Raw genomic sequence first — 8846 nt, 5'->3', positions numbered from 1 at the left:
GTTTGAAAAGTCCAAGCAAAGAGTCTGGATGGACAATTTACCGAGAAAAAGGTTTCTAGTAACCGCCGCCATCAACAACTGAAGACAAGAGAGGCACATATAAAGCCTGTAACCTTCACCACCCGTCATGGTTGCGCATACCTAACGCACATTGTGAGGCGGTTGCAAAGATAATTTTAAATGTAGGCAACTAACCCATTGGGAGTTTCCTATTATTTTTTTGAAATTAGATTTACGATGTTGTAGTATGATATTTATCAATTGGTCAGTACCTTTGTTGGAACAAAGGATTGACACTAATTTTTTTATGGAGGTCTATTGTGGATAATAACGATATATTAATCCGATTGAGATATGCGCAAGAAATTAAAAATAAAGAAATGGCAGAGATCTTTAAGCTTGGGGGAGTAGATGTTACAGTTCCAGAAGTAATAAAGATTCTCACAAAATCAGACGAGTATGATGACGAGAGTGATGATCAAATAAAATGTAATAACAGTATGTTAGATTCATTTTTAAATGGTTTTATTATTTATAAAAGAGGAAGGCAAGAGCCGAAGCCAGGGCAGTCTGCTACTCCAGAACCGTCTGTAAATAAAAGTGCAAATGTTAATAATCTCCTGTTAAAGAAAGTAAAAATAGCATTAGCATTAACAACGGAGGATATGCTGGATATATTCGACAATGCAGGAATTACCGTTACAAGAGGAGAACTGGGCGCTTTATTAAGAAAAGAAGGGCATAAGAATTATAAGGAGTGCGGAGATAAATATGCCAGGAATTTCTTAAAAGGATTGGCGATCAAATACAGGGGATGACATGATACATACATACTTAGGTGAGACAATACGTTTGGAAATCAAGTACAAAAATCGTACCTCTATAGGAATGACAATAGATAGTTATGGAAATGTTGAAGTCCAGGCTCCGAAAGGGACACCTGATGATAGAGTGCTTCAATTAGTAGAAGAAAAATGGGATCACATACAGCAAAAATTAAAAGAAATGAAGGAGAGGCTGCTGGGGCCACAGAAAAAGGTTTATGAGTATGGTGAGAGTTTTCTTTATTTAGGAAACCATTATCCTATACAGATCTTCCAAGATATTAATATTGCACAAGAAAATGTAGTGTTTGAAAATGGTAAGCTCCATATTTATGTAAAGGAGCCTGACACTGAAAAAATAAAACAAGCATTGAAACGATTTTATTACCAGCAGTGTAAGGCTTTAGTGGAAAAGAGCATTTCCACTTATCAAAGCAACTTCAAAACAAAACCACGTTCTATTCGTATCTCGGATAGCAAAACGACTTGGGGAACTTGTGATTCAAAGCTGCAGTTAACATTTAATTGGAGACTGGCAATGGCACCTCGGGAGGTCATTGACTATGTAGTCGTTCACGAAATGTGCCATATGGTTCATCTGAATCACGACCGATCCTTCTGGCGTCTTGTTGGAAAAATAATGCCTGACTATAAGGAAAAGGAAAACTGGCTGACTTTATCAAGTTGGAAAATGAATGTTTAGTTGTCTCGAAACGAGTGCCGAAGTGCAAATTTAACAAAAAGACATTTTCTCATTAATAAATTCATCATCGACTTTGAAAAACACTACTATATTTATATTATCTGCCATCACCACCTAAGTCATTGTGAAGCGGTTGCAAAGATTATTTTAGTTGATAGAAGAAGCTCAAAGCCTTAATGGCTGGGCTTCTATGTAAAATAAATATTCCGGGTCAGTTAATTACTGTGATGAAGCAGTGGGGGACTGACCCGCTTTTTATACATTCTTGTAAATATATGCTTTCAATAACAATCAGTGTATCAAAATATTTTTAGAATTTACTTCACAAGGAAGTGGATTAAGAATGCAATGGTGATAAAATACATCATCCAGTGAAGCTCTTTGGCACGCCCTGTGAGTAGTTTCAAGATCGTATAAGAGACAAAGCCGAATGCCAAACCTTCAGCTGTGCTTACAGTTAACGGCATCATAATCATCGTAAGGAATGCAGGTACAATTTCTGTATAGTCATCAAATTTGATGTACTGCACCTCTGTCAACATAAGAACCCCAACCATGATCAAGATGGGAGCTGTTGCTACGGTTGGTATGAGTGTGACAAATGGCGTGAAGAAGAGTGCAGCGAAGAAAAGGATAGCAACAGTCAGCGCATTTAACCCGGTTTTACCTCCTTCGGCAATACCAGCCGCACTTTCGATGTATGCACACGTAGCAGTGGAACCCATGGATGCACTGGCCATTGTGGCAACTGCATCCGCTGTTAATGCCCTGTTGATGTTTTTAATATCTCCATCGTTTTTCATTAATCCTGAAACTTTCCCTAAACCGACCAGTGTTCCTAGATTTTCGAATAGTTCGACAATTGTGAAGGTAAAAATGATCGAAAAAAGACCGTAGCTTAGAGCGCCTAAAATATCCATTTGCAAGAACGTGTCAGCCAGGCTTGGGAAAGAGAGTGAGACAATATCTCCAATCCCTTGTGGTACTGGAGCCTCTCCAAATATCATCGCTAATGCAGTAATACCAATAATACTGATCAAAAAGGCACCCTTTACCCGCTTAGCAGTCAACACTGCTGCTATAATTAACCCTACTATCGCGAGCAGTGGTCCACTTGACTTGATATTACCAAGTGCAACATATGTTTCCTCATTTGCGATAATAATTCCCGATCCTTGTAACCCAATGTATGCGATCATCAGCCCTATACCAACCCCAATGGCAGAACGAAGGGTGGGAGGAATGGCAGTGATTAATTTTTTTCGGATGCCGGTAATTGTAAGTATTAAAAAGGCGATACCTGAAATAAACACGGCACCTAAAGCTGTTTGCCATGACAATCCTTCACCTATGACAACGGTATAAGTGAAAAAGACGTTTAATCCCATTGCAGGGGCGACCGCAATTGGAAGATTCGCCCAGAAGGCATATAAAATTGTACCAATGATACTAGCGTAAATAGTGGCAGCTACTGCTGCTTCCATTGGAATACCCGCATCCGCTAAAATGGATGGGTTGACAAAAATGATATAAGCCATTGTGACGAAGGTCGTAATACCAGTTAAAATTTCTGTTTTTACATTCGTATTTCTTTCCGAAAGTCGAAAGCGGCGTTCCAACCAAGAGTTTTGGCCAACAGGCTTCATATTATGTGGATTATTTATTTGAGTTTGTCCCGACATAAGATCCTCCTTCGTTGATAATATTTAGACGAACTCATTTTAGTCCAATTGAATCGTGGGGGACGGCTCCGTAACAATGTTCTCGTACCTGTTATTCTTTACGCTGTCCCAAAAGTCAAACCAAGTTCATTCAATAATTTACGATAGGCGATACTCATTCTATCCGATTTCAGATGCAACTCCGCTTGGAGGTCTAGAGGCAACAATTCCGGCTTTTGAGCTTCAATAATGGCTTTATCTTGTAAAAGCAAAGTATTTTGGAAATCAATAAAAACATGATCAGGTAGATGAAGGTCATAATTACGAGAGACAATTGCATAGGCAATGCTTTGCTTTTCATTAGTTGGTTGAATAATCCATACCATGCTAAACACCTGCTGTGTTTCATTGTCTATTTTGTTGAGACGGGCAACTAGTGGGGCAAGAACTTCGTACGTGTAATTGCTGTTAATGGGGGTGCCTCGGCCATCGGGATCAGGTTGATAAACGACAATTTCTTCGGATATTAGACGATTTTCTATACGCTTTACATGGTAATCGTTAATTACTGTATGACTTGGGTCACCTAGTAATCCTTCATGTACAAACATGAAATGGGAAGCGTCCAGGAAATTTTCCACAACGCGCGGTGCTGCTGCAACGATAGGATATGGTCCACATATGACCGATTTGTAATCGTGATCAGTGAACATGTGATGGTCCACTAGATGGTTAGCGGGCTGTCCAAGACATATCCAGATAAGTCCAAGTGCTTCCTGACAATGATACGAGATCGCTTTTGCCTTTTTGGGGATGCTCTGTTTGGCTTCTTGAGCAGGGATTCGTACACAAGATCCGCAAGCACTATATTCCCATCCGTGATATGCGCAAACGAGACGATTCTCCTTCACTTTTCCCATTGAAAGCGGAACACCCCTGTGGATACACAGATCGCGGAAGGCAACAACTTTTCCTTCCAATCTTACAATTACGATTTTTTCACCTAATAGTTCTACTTGTTCAGGTTGATCTTTCAAATCCGCAGCTTTGTAAACAGGAAGCCACTCATTCACCAATACAGGGTCCTTCTCCAGCAAATGTGGCAGGACGGGTACGTTTTTTGTTGTCATTTCCTAAGTTTTCCTTCCCTTCATCTTTTTTTCGCTATTTTTTTGCTTTGACAGTGAAAACTTCTCTATTTCTTTACATCACAACCACCTCCCAATAAAATAAAACCTGCTTACGGCTTTTCCAGAGTAGGGGATAGCAGACAGAAAAGAGAAACGATCCCCCTAGCAAATAAGCTATGTGCAATGCCACGGTACCCAGTTGTTTCATTTACATAAGAAGTAATGCCAAAGGATCTTCGTCCGATAAAAGACCGATGTTCATCTATGTCCGGCAATAAGGACCGGATCGTAATGCCTAAAACATAGCTATGTAAAAGGGATGTGGAAACGAAATGGAAATTTCAGCACCTATTGTCAATGAACTTACGATATGGGTTTATAACCCAAATAAACCAGGCCCCCATTATTTTTATTAATGGATATGTTTGGGTATTTAAGAATATAACAACTAGATCACGTTTCTTGAGGACCACATTGGTATTAAAGTTACTGCGAAAGTATTGTGATCACCAGAAACAGGCAGTAGCCCCTCAAATTACTTTTTTGGGACTTTTTATCAATACAAAAATCAACATTTTTCGCAGTGTATCTTAATATAATTCGATAAGATGACAGGAGAAATTTCCCCTTTCAAAACTCTCTTTCTACTAATAAATCTATTGAAAAATGGAATATTTTATCATATATTTGTAATGATTAAATATTCAGAAAATACACATAAAGGGGGGTATCGAAATATTTATTATTAAATTCACTAAACGTTAGGGGGATTTGAAATCAGATGATTAAGAAAATACTATTTGTACTAGTGGCAGTATCCATGCTTTTGGGTAGTGCGGTTGTATTTGGCCAAAAAGCAGACGATATTAAATGGGTTAAGGAACCAACTATAATAGACTCTGAGGGTAAGAAAATAGACATCATAGGTGCTTTAGAAGTACCAGATAGTTACAAAGGGAATACGAAAGTAAGTTTAGAGATTAATGGCTTTAATGTTAACCTAGACAAAAATGGATATTTTACAAAATCAATATTTAAAACATCTGAAATAGATATAAAGGTCTTTACCGGAAAAAATGAAATCGTAGAACTAGCAAAAACAATAAAGTATGTTATGGATAAGAGCCGTGTTAATGAGGCGATAAGACTAATAGATGAGCTGCCAAATGTTGTTGAATTAGCTTTAGATGATAAAGAAATGGTAGCAGCAGCAAGAATGTATTATGATGCATTGACACCTGAAGAAAAAGAATTAGTGACCAACTTGAAAAAATTAGAGGAATTAGAAAATAGAATAAAAGATTTATTTTTACTTGAATTGATTCAAGAGGCAGAAGGAGTCATAAAAACTTTACCATCATTTGAAGATATAAGAATAAAGGATAAGGAAGCAGTATTAGCTGCCATGACCAAGGTGGCAAAAGTGAAAGAAATGGATCCCAATGCTCATATTTCAGGCGAAGAGTTATTAGGGGCAATATTAGAAAAAATACAATATCTAGAAAAGGAAGCAGCAGATAATTATTTCTTCCCAGCAATATATATGCATTCCCCTACACCGCTAAAAACATTTGCGAATTCTGAAATTTTATTCGAAGGTTATGTAACAAATGTAAAGTATGTTGAAAAAATCCTTATTCATGATCAAGCAGCAGATGTTGTATATGAAGAAAATGCAGAAGTAAAAAGCAATGGAAGTGTTGTTTATAAAGGACCTGCATATAAATTCAGAAAACTCCTTACATTAGAAGATAATTCACATGCTATTAGTGTAAATGTTATTTCGCAATCAGGAAAAAGTGGCAGTATTGCAAGAAGGTTCTATGTTGATACCACACCTCCAGAATTAAATATAGTGGTAAAAGAAAGAGAAGCTTCTTCAGATACAGCCCAACTCGAAATTAACATGAAGGATAGGTTCAGTTATTTAGAACTGTATGAATTTGATAGTCATATTCAGCAATACGAAGGTAACTATAGTTCTGAAATTAGCAGAACTTTAGAATGGTCTGTAGACTTAGAAATAGGTGAAAATGTATTTACGTATATGCTTAAAGATGGAGCTGGGAACACAACTGTTAAAGAAATAACTATTGTAAGAGAGAAGCCAGCACCAATAGTAAAAGGGAAAGTACAAATAAGTCTATATAAAGATTCTACTTCTACTTCAAATAAAATACCATTTGAAAATATTATAGGATCATTCTATCTTAAGGATAAAGTAACAGGGAAAGAATATAGAGAGGGAAGTACCCCTTGGAATGGTAAGGAACGTTACGTTATGAATGATATTCCAGTAGGAGAATATACAATCCACTTTGATGCACCTGATGGAATGTATACGCATAACATATGGCTTGGTGACGCATATAAAGAAACATTGTATGATGGAATTACCAACCCATTAAAGGTAGTTGATAGAGGCACTATAGCTAATTATGTGACAATAGTAATCAAAACAGATATTACGCTAAAAGAAATTAAACCACTAGATCCACTTTATTTTTCAAAAGATATTACATTTGAACAGTTTACGGCCGCATTACCTAAAAAAGTAACCATAGTCGATTCTGCAGATAAAGAGCACGAAGTTGAAATAAGCTGGGACATTAGACCATTTAGTTTTGAATCTTGGAAAAAACCAGGCGAATTCACTTTATTTAGTAACCTCTTTACTTTACCAATAAATGTTTCCAATACAGAACCGGCAACTAGATTGGAAGTAACGGTAAAGGTAAGCTTTCAGTAGATTCGCGAAAAAGTATTTGCTCATATGTATCTTAAATTATTCAGATCTAATTTGTCTCAAGCGTACCCCTCCACTGGGTACGTTTTTTTTCAATCTAAAAACAAATGTGTGTTATAGTGTCCGATAAAAGTTTACGCGTGCCAAAATAGGTTTGGAAAAACCTAAAAATAGAGGCTTATACCTCCAAAAAAGAAGCAGAAGAACCGTCCCCGTGCTTTCAAGGAAAAGGAAAAATGGCTGACCTTATCCAGTTGGAAAATGAATGTTTAGTTGTCTCGAAACGAGTGACGAAGTACAAATTTAACAAAAAGACATTTTTTCTCATTAATAAATTGATCATCGACTTTGAAAAACACTATTACATTTATATTATCTGCCATCACCACCTAATTCATTGTGAAGCGGTTGCAAAGATTATTTTAGTGAATAGAAGAAGCTCAAATCCTTAATGGTTGGGCTTTTTTTGTTTTGTTTATTCTCAAAGTTATTCTTGTTAAACATCTATGGAACAAGACTTTTCGGGGCGTCACAGGTACAATATCTAATGCAAAACTCATTATTGAATTATTCTAGTGTGTACTATGGAATGGTAGAATCGTATTTATCATGAATCTCTGGAATTGGAGAATGGAAATATGGATTATAAGGACACAATTACTGTTGAATAGGAGAAAGTCAAAGGAAAATGGCTGATCTAGGATAGGCAGTAGCATTAAATTTTGGGAAAAAATTATCAATTCCCCTTGTGTCGCCACATAAAATCTGGACATGGGTGCATCTCAGCTTATCTTGAAATATTAATATAGTCTAAAAAGAATTCTTTGTTTCTTCACTCAATATTCATAATGTACAGCGGAGATCATTTGATTCAACCATTCTTTTTTTGATTGTACCTTCTTGGAATTATCCAATAGATGGATTTTTCCTATTTGATTTCCAAACACAACAGGAATAACAGAATAAAATTGATTAGACAGGTGAATAACATCTGTGTTGTCATTATGTATCTTCTCTTCAATTTTAGTTAGTATTTGAATCCCTCTATAAAGCTGAATCTCTGAAAGTTTCCCCAATTGGGTATGAATAGAAAAAATGAGGGCTTGGGAAATCGGGTGAGTTGTTTTTCTTTGAAAAGGAGCTCTGATTGGTATGAGAGAAGATTCGTCCCATTCTTCATCTATCACGATTAATTCATACCCTTTTTTCCGTTTAGAAGATAGAATCTTTTCAAATGCATTCTTAGCTTCTAAGCGGGTTAGAAAATATCTCTCTTGTTTTCTTGGAGAATTTCCCATCCGTCCGTATTCAGTATAAATACGGTAAGAGTATTCTCCTACCCCTTCCTGAAATTCTATAATATAAAATTTATTGGAGTTAGCTTGGATTGAAACATAATTTAGTACAACTCGTTGTTCTACTTCCTTCAACGCAAATAAAGGGGTGTCGTTCGTATAAAGAGAAATTGCTTTTGTCATAAGAATTCCTTCCGGTTTTAGCATGTTAAGTGATTTTTTATAATGTATTGAATATCGGTTAATTTAATCTACCATATTATATATATAGAATCTACCATCTTGAGTAATCGTGCCTGAATCGAAGAAGAGGAAAAATTTAAAGAAACTATTCGTTTGGAAAGAGAAAATGAATTGAAAATGAAAAGGCAAAGAAATGAACGTTTGAGTAAATAATTAATCCATGATGAAAAGTTAAGGATATAAAAAGCGAACTACTACATATCATAGTATAATTATCTACCGTCAGCACTCCACACACGTGGAG

General features: G+C 36.4%; 6 protein-coding genes and 1 pseudogene. 3 read left to right on the top strand and 4 right to left on the bottom strand.

Features of this window, described 5'->3' with window-relative positions:
• Positions 1-320 precede the first annotated feature (320 nt).
• Positions 321-818, top strand: coding sequence for a DUF1456 family protein (locus V7122_RS18345; protein WP_335345524.1), 498 nt, complete (start codon positions 321-323; stop codon positions 816-818).
• A 1-nt stretch (position 819) separates the two neighbouring features.
• A complete protein-coding gene (locus tag V7122_RS18340) occupies positions 820-1527 on the top strand; it encodes a M48 family metallopeptidase (protein WP_335345523.1) in 708 nt (235 codons plus the stop codon).
• Between the two features lie 317 nt (positions 1528-1844).
• Here the strand turns inward: V7122_RS18340 and V7122_RS18335 are convergent, their stop codons facing one another.
• The 3 genes and pseudogenes from V7122_RS18335 to V7122_RS25815 form a co-directional block, all read right to left on the bottom strand.
• Entirely contained in the window at positions 1845-3209 is a 1365-nt protein-coding gene (locus V7122_RS18335) for an NCS2 family permease (RefSeq protein WP_335345522.1), read from the bottom strand.
• 98 nt (positions 3210-3307) lie between these two features.
• Entirely contained in the window at positions 3308-4318 is a 1011-nt protein-coding gene (locus V7122_RS18330) for an aromatic ring-hydroxylating dioxygenase subunit alpha (RefSeq protein WP_335345521.1), read from the bottom strand.
• A 110-nt stretch (positions 4319-4428) separates the two neighbouring features.
• Positions 4429-4617 (bottom strand): annotated as a pseudogene (locus V7122_RS25815) (hypothetical protein); the annotation flags it as partial.
• Between the two features lie 482 nt (positions 4618-5099).
• Between V7122_RS25815 and V7122_RS18325 the strand changes: the two are divergent.
• Positions 5100-7067 carry a hypothetical protein gene (locus V7122_RS18325; protein ID WP_335345520.1) on the top strand — a complete coding sequence of 656 codons (1968 nt, stop codon included), beginning with the start codon at positions 5100-5102 and terminating at the stop codon, positions 7065-7067.
• Positions 7068-7900: 833 nt separating this feature from the next.
• Here the strand turns inward: V7122_RS18325 and V7122_RS18320 are convergent.
• On the bottom strand, positions 7901-8542 hold the full coding sequence (locus tag V7122_RS18320; protein WP_335345519.1) for a WGR domain-containing protein: 642 nt from the start codon (positions 8540-8542) through the stop codon (positions 7901-7903).
• Positions 8543-8846 lie beyond the last annotated feature (304 nt).

This window comes from Bacillus sp. JJ1532, assembly GCF_036965085.1.
In the GTDB taxonomy this organism is placed as follows: domain Bacteria; phylum Bacillota; class Bacilli; order Bacillales; family Cytobacillaceae; genus Cytobacillus.
Note: the sequence above shows the minus strand (reverse complement) of the source record. Positions and strands in the feature narration are given on the sequence as shown.

Coding starts and splice junctions, on each gene's coding strand:
- V7122_RS18340 (WP_335345523.1), top strand. CDS start 820: ATGATACATACATACTTAGGTGAGACAATACGTTTGGAAATCAAGTAC.
- V7122_RS18335 (WP_335345522.1), bottom strand. CDS start 3,209: ATGTCGGGACAAACTCAAATAAATAATCCACATAATATGAAGCCTGTT.
- V7122_RS18330 (WP_335345521.1), bottom strand. CDS start 4,318: ATGACAACAAAAAACGTACCCGTCCTGCCACATTTGCTGGAGAAGGAC.
- V7122_RS18325 (WP_335345520.1), top strand. CDS start 5,100: ATGATTAAGAAAATACTATTTGTACTAGTGGCAGTATCCATGCTTTTG.
- V7122_RS18320 (WP_335345519.1), bottom strand. CDS start 8,542: ATGACAAAAGCAATTTCTCTTTATACGAACGACACCCCTTTATTTGCG.